The organism is Amycolatopsis sp. CA-128772 (assembly GCF_002904295.1).
Lineage (GTDB): Bacteria > Actinomycetota > Actinomycetes > Mycobacteriales > Pseudonocardiaceae > Amycolatopsis.
On record NZ_PPHG01000014.1, the window covers coordinates 16,637 to 30,773 of the forward strand.

The window sequence follows — 14,137 nt, forward strand, 5'->3', positions numbered from 1 at the left end:
TCCATACCTATAGTGATTTTAGTTCACTACGTTAACCATCATCCGCATGAAGCAGGTATTTCCGATGAGCAACGACCGCGTCGCCCTGATCACCGGCACGTCCACCGGGATCGGCCTCGCCACCGCGGTGCTGGCGGCCCGGCGCGGCTTCCGCACCGTCGCCACCCTCCGCGACACCGCGCGCGCCGGCCGGCTGCGCGACGCTGCGGCCGACGCGGGCGTCGAACTGGACGTGCGCCCGCTCGACGTCACCGACGCACAGTCCGTCGCCGCGGCGTTCGAAGGCGTACTCGCCGACTACGGCCGGCTCGACGTCCTGGTCAACAACGCCGGCGCCGGCCACGTCGGCACCCTGGAGCAAGAGCCGCTCTCGGCCCTGCGGCGGACCATGGAGGTCAACTTCTTCGGCGTCGCCGAAGCGACCAAGGCCGCGCTGCCGGCACTGCGCGCGAGCGGCGGCCGCCTGATCACGGTGACCAGCGTCGGCGGCGTGGTCGGTCAGCCCTTCAACGAGGCGTACTGCGCGGCGAAGTTCGCCGTCGAGGGCCTGATGGAGTCTCTGGCGCCGGTCGCCGCGGCGCAGGGCGTCACGGTGTGCGTCGTCGAGCCGGGCGCGGTCGCGACCGAGTTCGTCACCAACGTCGGCGTCGACGAGCGGCTCTTCGCCGAGGCGGGCCCGTACGCCGGCTCGCTGCAGAAGTACATCGCGAGCGTCACGCAGTCGTTCCGGAGCGCGCAGAGCGCCGACGAGGTCGCCGAGGTGATCCTCGGCGCGATGACGGCGGACGCGCCCGCGTTCCGCATCCAGACGTCGAAGCAGGCCGAGGAGTTCGCGGCGGTCAAGTTCGCCGACCTGGACGGTTCGGCCGTCCAGCGGCTGACCGGCGGCTGGCTCGCCTAACGCACGAGCCGGAAGAACCCGCGGACCTGGCCGACGAACAACTCGGGCTGTTCGAGCGCGGCGAAGTGCCCGCCGACGGGCAGCTCCTCGAACCAGCGCAGGTCGGTGTAGCGCTGCTCGGCCTGCCGCCGCGACGGCCGGACGATCTCGCGAGGAAACACCGAAATCCCGGCCGGAACATCCACAGTGGACAGGTCGCGATCGTTGTTTTTCCAGTACATCCGTGCGGACGACGCCGCCGTCGCGGTGAACCAGTAGACGGAAACGGCGTCCAGGATGCGCTGCCGGTCGACGGCGTCCTCGGGGTGACCCTTGTGGTCAGTCCAGGCCCAGAACTTCTCGGCGATCCACGCGGCCTGGCCGGCCGGCGAATCGGTCAGGCCGTAGCCGAGCGTCTGCGGCCGGGTGCCTTGCTGGGCGGAGTAGCCGCTACCGGTCCGCCGGAACTCCTGGAGGTCGGCGAGGGCCTGACGCTCCTCCGGCGTCGGATCGGCGGTGTCCATCCGTACGGGCGCGAAGTTGACGTGCACGCCGACCGTCCGCCCGGACTGCGCGAGCGCGTTCGTGACGGCGGCGCCCCAGTCGCCGCCCTGGGCGCCGTAGCGGTCGTAGCCGAGCGAGGTCATCAGCCGGTCCCACAGTTCGGCCACCCGCCGGATCTTCACGGCGGGCTTGTCGCTCCACCCGAACCCGGGCAGGGACGGCGCGACGACGTGGAAGGCATCGGCCCGATCGCCGCCGTAGCGCTCGGGATCGGTGAGCGGCCCGATGACGTCGAGGAACTCGAGCACGGACCCGGGCCACCCGTGGGTGAGCACGAGCGGCAGCGCCCCGGCCACCGGCGACCGGACGTGCAGGAAGTGCAGCCCCACCCCGTCGACGGTGGCCCGGAACTGCGGGAACGCGTTGAGCCGCCCGGCGAACCCGAAGTCGTACTCCTCACCCCAGTCCCGGCAGAGCTCGCGCACGTAGGCGAGCGGAACCCCCTGCGACCAGTCGTCGACGGTCTCGGCCTCGGGCCACCGGGTCCGCCGCAACCGTTCCCGCAGATCGGCGACCTCGCCCTCATCGAGCACTACCTGGAACGGCTCGGCCATGTCGGCTCCTTCAGGTGGGCTTCCCACGCTAGCGACGCCCGCCCGAACCGATCAACATCCACGCCCGTGACCAGCGGAATCACCCATCGGCCCACCTGCGGCACGGGGGTCGCGGGGCATGCGCTAAGCTTTCGGAGTCGCCCAGCGATGGGCCCTCGTAGCTCAGGGGATAGAGCACTGCCCTCCGGAGGCAGGTGTCGCAGGTTCGAATCCTGCCGAGGGCACTCAGCAAGCAACGGCCCCTGCCGGCGGAAACGCGGTGGGGGCCGATTTGCGTCCGGGGCTCACTCGATCCGCTCGACGTGGAAGTACCCCACCGCCCCGGGGCCCTCCGTGAGCACGACGACGGTCCCCGCCTGGATGCGGTACGGGCCCGATTCCCGACCACCCGCCCAACCGCGGCCGCCACCTGGGCGCCCGGCTCGAAACCGCGCAGCACGAACGACGCCAGGCCGACGTGGCCGTCTCCGGCGGGTACGAACGCGTTCGGGAGGCGGAACCGCGGTGGCTTGAAAGCGTTTTCAGTACAGACGACCCGCTTGGCCCACTCGCGCGCGGCGCGGCCGGTGCTACCGTCGCCTCACCGAAAATCCCGTTCCCCGCCAACGCTGGGAGCGCTCTCGGATTCGGTGTCGATTCTTGCCCGCAAGGAGGCGCGCATGAGTTCGTCCGCAACCATCAAGAAAGCGCTTACAGTCGCTGCCGCACTGGTCACGGTGGCCGCTTTGGCACCGCCGGCCACGGCCGCCGCCACCACGCTGTACGTGGCACCCAACGGGAAGGACTCCGCCGCCGGCACGCAGGCGGATCCCACCACCCTGACCTCGGCCCTCGGCCGGATCACCGCCGGTGACACCATTTCCCTGCGCGGCGGCACCTACTCCTACGCCCAGACGGTCACCATCGCGCCCGCCAACAGCGGCACGTCCGGCGCCCGCAAGACGCTGTCGGCCTACCCCGGCGAAACGCCCGTGCTGAACTTCTCGGCCATGAAGGAGGATCCGGCCAACCGCGGTCTCGCCCTCAACGGGTCGTACTGGCGCGTCGCCGGCATCGTCGTCGAACGCGCCGGGGACAACGGGATCTTCGTCGGCGGCAGCAACAACGTCATCGAGCGCGTGGTGACCCGCTTCAACCACGATTCCGGCCTGCAGATCTCGCGGATCGCGTCGAGCACGCCGAAGGACCAGTGGCCGTCGAACAACCTCGTCGTCAGCTCCGAATCGCACGACAACGCCGACTCCGACGGCGAAGACGCCGACGGGTTCGCCGCGAAACTGACCGCCGGCCCCGGCAACGTCTTCCGCTACGACGTCTCCCACAACAACATCGACGACGGCTGGGACCTCTACACCAAGACCGACACCGGCCCGATCGGCCCGGTGACCATCGAGGACTCCCTCGCCTACGCCAACGGCACCCTCAGCAACGGGACCGTCAACAAGAACGGCGACCGCAACGGCTACAAGCTCGGCGGCGACAAGATCGCGGTGAACCACATCGTCCGGCGCGACATCGCCTACCGCAACGGCCACCACGGGTTCACCTACAACAGCAACCCCGGGACGATCACCGTTTCCGACAACGTCGGCATCGACAACACCGAACGCAACTTCTCGTTCGACACCGGGACGTCGGTGTTCCGCAACGACACGTCGTGCCGCTTCGCCGGCGGCGGGTCGAACGACAAGACCGTCGGCAGCGTCGACAGCTCCGACCAGTTCTGGACCGGCAAGAACGGCTCCCGGTGCGCGGCGTACGCCGGAACGATGAAGTGGTCCTTCGCCTCCGACGGCCGCCTCGTGGTCACCTTCGGCTGAGCCGGCGGGGTGCGTGGGCCGGCCGGCTCACGCACCCCGCGGTGAACCTGTTGAAATGCTGTGAACCGGACAGATCCGGCACTTCCCGCGCCACCCGCGCGTTCTCGGGGTAGGGAGAACGGAGGGACCATGGGTGCGCTAGGGACGCTGCTCGGGTTCGTGCTGAGCCTGTACCTGCTGGTGCTGGTCGCGCGGATGGTGCTGGACTGGGTCGGGATGGTGACCGACACCCCGCCGTGGGCGCGCCGGGCCCGTGGCCTGGCCTACGCGGCGACCGAGCCGGTGATCGGGCCGGTCCGGCGCGTGGTGCGGCCGGTGCGGATCGGCGGCCTTTCGCTCGACCTCGCCTTCACGCTGGTGTTCATCGGCGTGATCGTGCTGCGAAGCATCGTCTACGCCCTTTAGCGGGCGCCGCGGAAGCTCGCGGACAGCCGGTCGACGCCGCGTTCCAGCTCGGCGCGCAGGCCCCGCAGGTCGACGCCGTCGGGGTCGATGAGGGCCTGCATCGAGATCCCGCGCAGCTGGGCGAGCAACGCCGAGGCGTACGAGTCGGGGTCGTGGACCCCGCTGATGGACCCGTCCGCGACCCCGCTGGCCACGGTCTGCGCGATGGCGAACCGGAACCGGCGGTCGGCCTCGGTCAGCGCGCCGCGCAGGCCCGAGTACTCGGCCGCGGCGTCGCCCCACAGGACCAGGAACGCCTGGTTGAGGGTGGGCATCGTGCGGATCAGCTCGAAGATGATGTCGAGCAGCGCGCGCAGCATGTCCATCGGCGTCGCGGTGGCCGCCCCGGTCCGGGCCGCGACAGCCTCGCTGTAAACGTTCGTGAACTCCTCGACGGCGTGCTCGACCAGCCGCCGCCCGAGCCCGTCCTTGTCGCCGAAGTGCTGGAAGATGACGGACCGCGCGTAGCCCGACCGGGCGCAGACGCCGCCGATCTTCAGCCTGCCGAAGCCCTCCTCGGCGATGAGCTGCGCAGCGGCCGCCAGGATGCGAGCCTCGGCGATCTCCTCGCCGCCCTCCTGGATCCGGCCTTCGGCGGAGCGGTCCACCGCGTCATGTTAGCGACTGCAACCGCACCGCACCGGGCGAACCGTCAGCGGATGGTGCGGGGACCGTCAGCGGCCGTGCGCAGTCTCGGGTCGTCACCACCGACCCGAGAGGAACCCCGAAGCCCGCCAAGACCGTGCTCGTTTCCGGGGCCGGCATCGCCGGCCCGTCCGCGGCCCACTGGCTGCACCGCGGCGGCTACCGCGTGACCGTCGTCGAGTCCGCGCCCGCCCCGCGCCCCGGCGGCCAAGCCGTCGACTTCCGCGGTGAGCAGGTGAAGCTGCTGGCCGCGATGGGCGTACTCGACGAGGTGCGCCGGTACGAGACGGCGATGGGCGACCAGACCGTGCTCGGCCTCGACGGCGCTCCCGCGCTGACCGTGCCCGGCGCGGCCTGGAGCGGGGAGGTCGAGATCCTGCGCGGCGACCTCGCGCGGATCCTCTACGAGCACACCGTGGGCCACACCGAATACGTCTTCGGCGACCGCGTCACGAAGCTCACCGAGACCGCCCACGGCGTCGAAGTCACCTTCTCGCGCGGGGCGCCGCGGACGTTCGACCTGGTCGTCGGGGCCGACGGCGTGCACTCCGGGGTGCGGGCCGCCGCCTTCGGCCCGGAAGAGGACTTCCGGCGCGACCTCGGTTTCGGCATCGCCGGCTACACCGCGCCCAACCACCTCGGGCTGAACCACACCAGCATCATGTACAACGAGCCCGGCCGCGGCCTGAGCGTGGGCAGCCACCGGCTGCCGGACCGGCTGCACGTCAACCTGGTGTTCGCCGCCGACGGCGTCGAGTTCCACCGCCGCACGCCGGGCGAGCAGTGCGCACTGCTCGCGCAGCTGTTCGCCGGCACCGGCTGGGAGACGCCGAAGCTGCTCGACGCGCTCCCGGCGGCCGACGACCTGTACGTCGACTCGATCAGCCAGATCCACCTCGATCACTGGTCGAGAGGCCGGGTCGTGCTGCTCGGCGACGCCGCCTGGTGCGCCGGCCCCGGCGGGTCCGGCACCGGGCTCGCCATGATGGGCGCGCAGGTGCTGGCCGGGGAACTCGCGGCGGCCGGTGGCGACCACGTCACGGCGTTCGCGAAGTACGAGCAGCGGCTGCGCAAGCCCGCCACGGTCGGGCAGAAGAACGGCAAGGGCTCCGGCAACTTCCTCGCGCCGCGCACGGCCGCGAAGATCCGCAGCCGCAACCGCGCCTACCGGATGCTGAGCACGCGCGTGTTCGGCAGCATCTTCACCTGGATGACCGACCGCGCGGCCAACGCGCTCGAGTACCGCGAGTACCCCGCGCTCACCGCCGCGTGAGGCCGCCGATCTTCGTCTCATCGGGGGATCCGGCTGGCGGCCCGGCGCCACCGGCGTCACCCTCGACGCCATGTCACCACGCCGGGCCGCCGATGCCCCGGTCAGGACGGCGCTGGCCGGCCTGACCGTGCTCACGCTGGGCGTGATCACCGCGCTCGACGCGCGTTCCCTACCAGTGATAGGGGACGGCACGGCGTACTCGGCGGAATTCAGCGAAGCGGCCGGGCTCGCCGCGGGCAACGACGTCCGCATCGCCGGTGTCGAGGTCGGCCACGTGTCGGACGTGCGGCTGCGCGGCGACCACGTGCTCGTGTCGTTCCGGGCCAAGGGTGCCTGGCTGGGTGACGCGACGGGCGCGTCGATCCGGTTGAAGACCGTGCTGGGCCAGCAGTACCTCGCCCTCGACCCGCAGGGCGCGCGCACGCTCGACCCGGGCACGCCGATCCCGCGGTCCCGGACCACGGTGCCGTACGACATCCTGGCCGCGTTCGGCCGGCTTTCGTCCACTGTGGACCACATCGACACCGGGCAGCTGGCGAAGAGCTTCGACACGCTGTCGGCGACGTTGGCGAACACGCCGCGCAGCGTCCGCGCCGCGCTCACCGGGCTGTCCCGGCTGTCGGACACGCTCGCGTCCCGCGACAGCAAGCTGGCCACCCTGCTGGGCAACACCCGCGTCGTATCGCAAACGCTCGTTAACCGCGACGCCGCCGTGCGGCAGCTGCTGACCGACGGGAACCGCCTGCTCGGCGAGGTGCGCAACCGCGAGACCGCGATCAGCACGCTGCTCGACGGTTCGCGCCGGCTCGCCACCGAGCTGTCCGGCCTGATCAGTGATAGTGACGCGCAGCTCGGCCCGCTGCTCACCCAGCTCGACCGCCTGACGTCGATGCTGCAGCGCAACCAGGACGCCCTCGCCGCCGGCATCCGCGGGTTCGCGCCGCTGGTCCGGCTCGGCACGAACATCGCCGGCACCGGCCGGTTCGTCGACGGCTACCTGTGCGGGCTGATCCTGCCCTCGTTCGGGCCGCTCAACGAAGAGGGCTGCCACGGCTAGCGGGTCAGGCGACGATGAGCCGGAACCCGGCGTCCCACTCCGGCAGGTCCAGCAGCTCCGCGTGCTCGGCGTGCCAGCGGCCGGACGCCAGGTCCGCCCGCAGCCGCGCGACGCCCCGGTCCACCGCGGCCGGCGCCGTCTGCGCGAGCGCCGAACACGACCGGCGCACGGCGGGGTCGAGGTAGGCCTCCGGCCGCCGCCAGTACGCCGGGAAGACGCCGTCGGTGAAGTCCCACGGCACCGGCAGCACGCGCACCGAAGACGCGCCGAGGTACTCCGCGATCTCCGGTGCGGAAGGACGGGACCGTTCCAGCGCGGCGACCTCCGGCACGTACTCCCGCACGAACCAGAAGTCGCTGTGCAACGCGGTGTCGTAGGCCAGCACGACCTGGCGGCGCGAGACCCGGCGCAGCTCCGCGAGCCCGCGGCGCCAGTCAGCCCAGTGGTGCACGGTGAGCACCGCGAGCGCGGCCTCGAACACTGATAGGGAGAACGGCAGGGCTTCCGCAGCCGCGCGCACGACCGGTGCAGCACCGCGCGGACGCTGCCGGATCATCTCCGCCGACGGCTCCACCGCGACGACCCGCCGGCCGGGCGGCTCGTACGAGCCCGTCCCGGAACCGACGTCGAGCACGGACGCGGCGTCGCCCAGAGCGTCGAGCACCGCCGTGAGCCAGCGCGGGTCGGTACGCCGCCCCAGCGCGTAGCCGACGCCGATCTCGTCGTAGCGCTCTATCACCGTTCGGGACCGTCGCCGCCGTTCTGCTCGGCGAGGAAGCGCTCGAACTGCGAGCCGAGCTCCTCGGCCGTCGGCATGTGCTCGACGGACTCCGCGAGCAGGCTGCCCCGCTCGGATGCCTCGATGAACGTGTCGTACTGGCGCTCCAGGGCGCGCACGACGTCGGCGATCTCGTCGGACTCGGCGACCTGCCGGTTGATCTCGGCGTCGGCCAGCTCCGCGGCCGCGCGCAGCTCGCCCTCGGCCAGGCTCAGGCCGGTCGCGCGGCTCAGCGCGTCGAGCACGATCAGCGACGCCGCCGGGTACGTCGACTGCGCGAGGTAGTGCGGCACGTGCGCGGCGAAGCCCATGGCGTCGTGGCCCCACTCGCCGAGCCGGTACTCCAGCAGCGCGGCGAGGCTGCCCGGCACCTGCAGCCGGTTCGGCAGCGGCTGGTTTTCGCCGATCAGGTCCTTGCGGGTGGCGTGCGCGGTGACGCCGAGCGGGCGCGTGTGCGGCGCCCCCATCGGGATGCCGTGGAACCCGGCGGTCAGCCGGACGCCCCAGCGCTCGACCAGGTTCCGGACCGCCGCGCAGAACCGCTCCCAGTCGTGGTCCGGCTCGGGGCCGGACAGCAGCAGGAACGGCGTGCCGTCGGTGTCGTGCAGCAGGTGCACGACCAGCTCGGGCGCGTCGTAGTCCTCCCAGTGGTCGACCGCGTAGGTCATCGTCGGCCGCCGCGAGCGGTAGTCGATGAGCCGGTCGACGTCGAAGCGGGCGACCACCCGGTGCTCCCCGCCCAGCAGGTGCTCGGCCAGCAGACGGCCCGCCGAGCCGGCGTCCATGAACCCCTCGAAGTGGTACAGCAGCACCGCCCCGGTCAGGTCGGGGACGTCCGAGTCCACCTCGTACAGGTCGTCGGGATCGAGTCCCACCGGATCCTCCTGCTCTCCGCACAGCTCTCCGTCAAGCACAACACACGCGTGCGGGGATTCCATTCCACCGACGGTGTCGCCGATCGTAACGCCACGCGTTCGAAGCCCGTTCGGATCGGCATCGTGACAAGTGTCGTGGGCACGCAAGACACCGATCGGGCACGCTTGAGGCGTGAGCGAACACAGCACGAACACGGCGCTGCGGCTGCGGCCGCCGGCGCACCGGGTCAGCCGCCGGGCCATCGGCTACTGGACGGTGACCGCCTCGATCCTCTGGATCGTCCTGATCGGCGTGCAGACGCTCATCGTGGTGACCAGCGACGACGCGCCGGCGTTCCTGACCGTGACGCTGGTGATCTCCGGTGTGCTCGCTCCCCTGCACCTGATCGTGATGCCGCAGTGGCGCTACCGCGTGCACCGCTGGGAGGTCACCGGCGAGGCCGTCTACACCCAGGCCGGCTGGCTGAAGCAGGAGTGGCGGATCGCCCCGGTGTCGCGGATCCAGACCGTCGACATCGAACGCGACCCCTTCGAGCAGCTGTTCGGGCTGGCGAAGATCACCGTGACGACGGCGTCCGCGGCGGGCCCGCTGCGCATCTCGGGCCTGGCCCACGACCGCGCGCTCGCCCTGGCCGACGAGCTGACGAAGACGACCCAGGCGGTTCGCGGGGACGCGACGTGAGCACCGAAGCCGTCGTGACCCCGCCCGCCGAGGGTACGCAGGACGCGCCCTGGCACCACCTCGACCGGCGCATGCTGCTCATCCGGCCCGTGCTGGACCTGGTGAAGTCGCTGCCGGTGCTGCTGGGCGCGCTGCTGTTCGGCCACGGCGAACCGTGGCAGTGGGTCGGTCTCGCCTTCACCGCGATCGCGGTGTTCACCGGCGTCTCGCACGTGCTGACCTCGCGCTACCGGATCACCGAGTCGCAGGTCGAGTGGCGCACCGGGCTGCTGCAGCGCAAGCACCGGGCCGTCCCCCGCGACCGGATCCGCACGGTCGACGTCACCTCCGAACCGAAGCACCGGCTGTTCTCGCTGGCCGCCGCGCGGATCGGCACCGGACGGCACTCGAGCGGGAGCCGGCACAAGGACGAGCTCGTCCTCGACGCCGTCACGACCGCCGAAGCGCAGCGGCTGCGGACCCTGCTGCTGCACCGCAAGGATGCCGTCGCGACGGAGGCCGCCGCCGCGCCGCCGGAACAGCTGATCGCCGCGGTCGACAAGCGGTGGCTGCGGTACGCGCCGTTCACGCTGTCGGGGCTGGCCGTCGTCGGTGCGGCCGTCGGCACCGTCTACCACTTCGCGCACGAACTGCACTTCGACCCGATCCAGTTCTCGCTGGTCCAGGCCGTCGTCGGGCACTTCGCCGAGACGCCGGCGTGGGTGAGCGTGGTGCTCGCCGCGGCCGGGCTGCTGGTGCTCGTCTCGCTGCTGTCGATCGGCGGGTACGTGCTGTCGTTCTGGAACTTCCGGCTCACCCGCGAGCCCGCCGGCACCCTGCACATCCGGCGCGGGCTGATCACCACGCGGTCGGTGTCGATCGAAGAGGAACGCCTGCGCGGCGCCGAAATCCGGGAGCCGCTGCCGCTGCGGCTGGCCGGCGGCGCGCGCTGCGTCGCCATCGCCGGTGGCCTGCGCGAGGGCAAGGGCGCGGACAAGGGCGGCGGCCTGCTGCTCCCGCCGGCGCCGGTGGCACGCGCGCACGAAGTCGTCGCGGAGGTGCTCGGCGAGGACCCGGCGGCGACCCGGCTGGTGCGGCACCCGCGCCGGGCGCTGTACCGGCGGCTCTCCCGGGCCGTCCTCGGGGTGCTGCTGCTCGCCGCGGCGCTCTACGGCCTGGCGTGGCTCGGCGCGCTGCCGGACTGGCCGTGGCAGGTCGCGCTCGTGCTGGTGCCGGTCGCCGCGCTCGTCGGCTGGGACCGCTACCGCGGCCTCGGCCACGCGCTGATCGGCCGTTACCTGGTGACGCGGTCGGGTTCGCTGGACCGCGGCACGGCGGCGGTCCGCAGCGACGGACTGACCGGCATCGTCGTCGAGCGCTCGTACTTCCAGCGCCGGGCCGGCCTGGTCACGCTGATCGCGCCGGTCGCCGCGGGCAAGGGCAAGTACCGGGTGCTCGACGTCGGCGAGGCCGACGGCCTGGCGCTCGCGGACCGGGCCGTGCCCGGCCTGCTGACGCCGTTCCTCACCGGTGACCGGAACCGCGGTTGACGCTCCACCCGGGCCGCTCCTGACGTGAAAATCCGCCGTCCGAACCCTCGATCCGCGTTGACGAGAGGACGGCAGGATGTTTCGCAGGCTCTTCGGTGTGCTGGCCGCCGGGATCGTCGTGGCGGCAGCCGTGGCCCCGGCCGCGACCGCCGCGGAAAACCCCTACGGCGACCCCCACCTGGTTTCGATGTTCGACGGGTCGGACCTGAGCGCGTGGACGTCGTCGAAAGCCGGTCTCTGGTCGGCGAAGAACGGCGTCATCCACGGCAACGGCACCGCGCGCGGCTGGTTGTACTACAACAAACAGCAGGTCGGCACGTTTCGGTGGATATTCAATGTCCGGCAGGTCAAGGGCAACCACAAACCGACCGTGCTGATCTGGGGCAGCACCGATCCGATCCGCGACGCGCTGAGCGCCATCCAGTTCCAGCCGCCGAACGGCGGGCACTGGGACTACCGGCCGGGGCACGACAACGGCGGCGGGAAACTGTTCCGGCAACCGGCGCACCCCACCATCGACATCGAGAAGTGGGCGCAGTGCGAGCTGATCGGCGACGCGGCCACCGGTGTCGCGCGGATGGCGTGCTGCCCGCTCACCGGCACGGCGGTCACGTGCAAGGGCGTCGAAGTGCTGCAGTTCACCGACAAGACGGCCGGGCGGGAGGGCCGGGCGGGAGGGCCCGCTGGCACTGCAGGTGCACAACTCCGGGATCCAGGACGAGTACCGCGGGCTCTACGTCGAGTCACCCGTGGTGACGAAACCGGGCGAATTTCTCACGATGTGACCGCCGGTGCGCCGGCGGTGGTCCTTTCGCAGCACCGCCGCCGGCAATACCTGGCTTTCGTTTCACACTACGTGCTAATTTATTCACCCCGTGTGATAGCGAAGGTCGTTTTTGTCTCACCGAGAGGTCATGATGACGCCTGCCGTCAGTACCGTCGACGGTTCCGCCACCACTTCCCCGCGCCGCACGCCCGGGGCCAGCAGTTCCCGGAAGGTCCTCCAGCTGCTGCTGGCCTTTTCGGAGCGCCGCTGGGAGGCCAGTGTCGCGGAGCTCGCGGCGACGATCGGCAGCCCGGTGGCGACGACCTACCGCTACGTGGCCCTGCTCAAGGAGCTCCAGCTGCTCGAGGAAGGCCGGGCCGGGCACTACCACCTGACCAGCCAGGTGATGCCGCTGGCGCGGGCCGCGCAGCTGGCGAACGACATGGTGCGGCTGGCGAGACCGGCGATGGAGGAAGCCGCCCGGGAACTCGGCGAGACGGTGATGCTGTTCCAGCAGTTCGGCGACTCCGCCGTGTGCGCGGACCGCGTCGAGTGCGACCGCGCCATGCGGTTCACGTTCGAGCCCGGGCATTCGCTGCCGCTCGGCGTCGGCGCGTCCGGCAAGATGCTGCTCGCGCTGCTGCCCGAGATCGAGCGCGACCGGCGGTTGCCGTCGATCGTCGAACAGCGCGGCACGGCGGTGCGGGACGAGCTGAAGTACGCGCTGGAGAACCGCTATTCGGTCAGTTCCGGTGAACTCGACGAGGGCGTCTGGGCGTGTTCGGTGCCGGTGCAGACGATCGGACGGCGGCCCACGGTGCTGAGCCTGGCCGGTCCGGCCGCCCGGATCACCGAGGAGGCCCGGCACACGGCGATCACCACCCTGCAGGGGTACGCGGCCCGCATCCAGCGCGCGATCTCGTCTTATTCGCTGTGAGAAAGCCGCGCGGGGGCGTAGAACTGCCCGGGTGATCCGGCTCGCGCGTCCCGACGACCTGCCCGCGTTGATCGACGTCGAACGCGAAGCCGGCGCGCTCTTCCGCGACGTCGGCATGGACGCGATCGCCGACGACGACCCCGGCTCGGTGGCGGAGCTGGCGGTGTACCAGTCCGCCGGCCGCGCGTGGGTGAGCGCCGGCTCCGGCGACCGGCCGGTCGCCTATCTCGTCGCGGAGGTCGTCGACGGGTGCGCGCACATCGAGCAGGTCTCGGTCCGGCCGTCCCACGCGCGGCACGGGCTCGGCCGCGCCCTGATCGAGACGCTCGCCGAGTGGGCCGCTGCGCGGGATCTGCCGGCGTTGACGCTGACGACGTTCGCGGCGGTGCCGTGGAACGCGCCGTACTACGAGAGGCTGCGATTCCGGGTCATTCCCGAGCCGGAAATCGGCCCCGGCCTGCGCGCGATCCGCCGCGCCGAGGCCGCTCGCGGCCTGGACGCGTGGCCACGCGTCGCCATGGTCCGACCACTCTGACCTGCGGTTTCCTCCCGTGCTCCCCTAGTTGGGGGAGAGAGTGGCGCGGGTGGTCGAACATGTGTTCTACTGTGCCTGCCGGTCCCGGAGGGGGAAGCTCCGCGGGCCGGCTCACAAACTTCGGGAGGTTATTGTGGCGGTCAAGATCACCCACCTGACGAACGGCCAGCAGGTGCGGTTCGCCAACGCCGATGGCGCCCGCCGGTACGCCGAAATCATGGGCGGCGGCGTGGACAAGTGGCGCTTCACGGTCGTGCCCGAGGACCCGATGCTGCGAAAAATGTCGGACTCGGTCGTTAACGTGCCGGTATGGCGCATGACTTCCAGGTAGTGATGGATTCGGCCGACCCGCACGTGCTCGCCGACTGGTGGGCCGAGACGCTCGGCTGGTCCGTGGAACCGACGGACGAGGACTTCATCCGGGAGATGATCGCGAAGGGGTACGCGAAGGAAGAGGAGACCCGGACGTACCGCGGGTCCCTGGTGTGGAAGACGGGCGCGGGCATCCGCCACCCGGACTCACCACCGGAGGGGCCACCGCGGCGGATCCTGTTCCAGGAGGTGCCGGAGGCGAAGACGGTCAAGAACCGCGTCCACCTCGATGTGTGGGTCGGCGCGGAGAACGTCGAGGCGACGCTGGAGAAGCTCAAGTCCCGCGGGGCGACGTACCTGTGGCGGGGACGGCAGGGGCCGCACAGCTGGGTGACGATGGCGGATCCGGAGGGCAACGAGTTCTGCGTTTCCTGAGTTCGGGAAGGGTTCTCTCCCGTCTCTGCCGGCGGGAGAGAACTCTTCACC

At 71.2% G+C, this 14,137-nt stretch carries 15 protein-coding genes, 1 tRNA gene and 1 pseudogene; 13 read left to right on the plus strand and 4 right to left on the minus strand.

Features of this window, described 5'->3' with window-relative positions; genetic code table 11:
- Positions 1 to 46: 46 nt before the first annotated feature.
- Entirely contained in the window at positions 47 to 901 is an 855-nt protein-coding gene (locus C2L59_RS05485; RefSeq protein WP_233223287.1) for an SDR family oxidoreductase, read from the plus strand.
- Here C2L59_RS05485 and C2L59_RS05490 read toward each other — a convergent pair.
- A complete protein-coding gene (locus C2L59_RS05490) occupies positions 898 to 1,998 on the minus strand; it encodes an epoxide hydrolase family protein (RefSeq protein ID WP_103348421.1) in 1,101 nt (366 codons plus the stop codon). The two genes, C2L59_RS05485 and C2L59_RS05490, sit on opposite strands and share 4 nt — an antisense overlap.
- A gap of 151 nt (positions 1,999 to 2,149) precedes the next feature.
- On the opposite strand from C2L59_RS05490, the gene C2L59_RS05495 reads away from it, so the two are divergent.
- The 3 genes from C2L59_RS05495 to C2L59_RS05505 all read left to right on the plus strand — a co-directional run bounded on the left by C2L59_RS05495 (position 2,150) and on the right by C2L59_RS05505 (position 4,223).
- A tRNA-Arg gene (locus tag C2L59_RS05495) sits at positions 2,150 to 2,222 on the plus strand.
- Positions 2,223 to 2,657: 435 nt separating this feature from the next.
- Entirely contained in the window at positions 2,658 to 3,818 is a 1,161-nt protein-coding gene (locus C2L59_RS05500; RefSeq protein ID WP_103348422.1) for a right-handed parallel beta-helix repeat-containing protein, read from the plus strand.
- Positions 3,819 to 3,947: 129 nt separating this feature from the next.
- Complete coding sequence (locus C2L59_RS05505; RefSeq protein ID WP_103348423.1) at positions 3,948 to 4,223, plus strand: YggT family protein; 276 nt, start codon at positions 3,948 to 3,950, stop codon at positions 4,221 to 4,223.
- On the opposite strand, the gene C2L59_RS05510 is transcribed toward C2L59_RS05505, so the two are convergent.
- Positions 4,220 to 4,870 carry a TetR family transcriptional regulator C-terminal domain-containing protein gene (locus tag C2L59_RS05510; protein ID WP_103348424.1) on the minus strand — a complete coding sequence of 217 codons (651 nt, stop codon included), beginning with the start codon at positions 4,868 to 4,870 and terminating at the stop codon, positions 4,220 to 4,222. The genes C2L59_RS05505 and C2L59_RS05510 overlap by 4 nt on opposite strands.
- A 134-nt stretch (positions 4,871 to 5,004) precedes the next feature.
- Here C2L59_RS05510 and C2L59_RS05515 point away from each other — a divergent pair, with 134 nt between their 5' ends.
- Together C2L59_RS05515 and C2L59_RS05520 are read left to right on the plus strand one after the other, a co-directional pair.
- A complete protein-coding gene (locus C2L59_RS05515; protein ID WP_103348425.1) occupies positions 5,005 to 6,180 on the plus strand; it encodes an FAD-dependent monooxygenase in 1,176 nt (391 codons plus the stop codon).
- Positions 6,181 to 6,250: 70 nt separating this feature from the next.
- The gene (locus C2L59_RS05520; RefSeq protein WP_199198928.1) at positions 6,251 to 7,237 is read left to right on the plus strand and encodes an MCE family protein; all 987 of its coding nucleotides are present in this window, start codon (positions 6,251 to 6,253) and stop codon (positions 7,235 to 7,237) included.
- Between the two features lie 4 nt (positions 7,238 to 7,241).
- Here the strand turns inward: C2L59_RS05520 and C2L59_RS05525 are convergent, their stop codons facing one another.
- The gene (locus tag C2L59_RS05525; protein WP_103348590.1) at positions 7,242 to 7,973 is read right to left on the minus strand and encodes a class I SAM-dependent methyltransferase; all 732 of its coding nucleotides are present in this window, start codon (positions 7,971 to 7,973) and stop codon (positions 7,242 to 7,244) included.
- A complete protein-coding gene (locus tag C2L59_RS05530; RefSeq protein ID WP_103348426.1) occupies positions 7,973 to 8,890 on the minus strand; it encodes a proteasome assembly chaperone family protein in 918 nt (305 codons plus the stop codon). The genes C2L59_RS05525 and C2L59_RS05530 overlap by 1 nt, the downstream gene beginning before the upstream one ends.
- 172 nt (positions 8,891 to 9,062) lie before the next feature.
- Here C2L59_RS05530 and C2L59_RS05535 point away from each other — a divergent pair, with 172 nt between their 5' ends.
- From C2L59_RS05535 to C2L59_RS05565, 7 genes and pseudogenes are all read left to right on the plus strand, one after another.
- Entirely contained in the window at positions 9,063 to 9,572 is a 510-nt protein-coding gene (locus tag C2L59_RS05535; RefSeq protein WP_103348427.1) for a PH domain-containing protein, read from the plus strand.
- Positions 9,569 to 11,101 carry a PH domain-containing protein gene (locus tag C2L59_RS05540; protein WP_103348428.1) on the plus strand — a complete coding sequence of 511 codons (1,533 nt, stop codon included), beginning with the start codon at positions 9,569 to 9,571 and terminating at the stop codon, positions 11,099 to 11,101. The genes C2L59_RS05535 and C2L59_RS05540 overlap by 4 nt, the downstream gene beginning before the upstream one ends.
- A gap of 187 nt (positions 11,102 to 11,288) precedes the next feature.
- Positions 11,289 to 11,708: pseudogene (locus C2L59_RS48605) on the plus strand (family 16 glycoside hydrolase); the annotation flags it as partial.
- 310 nt (positions 11,709 to 12,018) lie between these two features.
- Positions 12,019 to 12,804, plus strand: a complete 786-nt coding sequence (locus tag C2L59_RS05550) for an IclR family transcriptional regulator (RefSeq protein WP_103348591.1) — start codon at positions 12,019 to 12,021, stop codon at positions 12,802 to 12,804.
- Positions 12,794 to 13,339, plus strand: a complete 546-nt coding sequence (locus C2L59_RS05555; protein WP_233223301.1) for a GNAT family N-acetyltransferase — start codon at positions 12,794 to 12,796, stop codon at positions 13,337 to 13,339. Before C2L59_RS05550 ends, C2L59_RS05555 begins: the two co-directional genes overlap by 11 nt.
- 133 nt (positions 13,340 to 13,472) lie before the next feature.
- Entirely contained in the window at positions 13,473 to 13,670 is a 198-nt protein-coding gene (locus C2L59_RS05560) for a hypothetical protein (RefSeq protein ID WP_004561810.1), read from the plus strand.
- Positions 13,670 to 14,086, plus strand: coding sequence for a VOC family protein (locus tag C2L59_RS05565; RefSeq protein WP_103348430.1), 417 nt, complete (start codon positions 13,670 to 13,672; stop codon positions 14,084 to 14,086). The genes C2L59_RS05560 and C2L59_RS05565 overlap by 1 nt, the downstream gene beginning before the upstream one ends.
- The last annotated feature ends 51 nt before the right edge of the window (positions 14,087 to 14,137 follow it).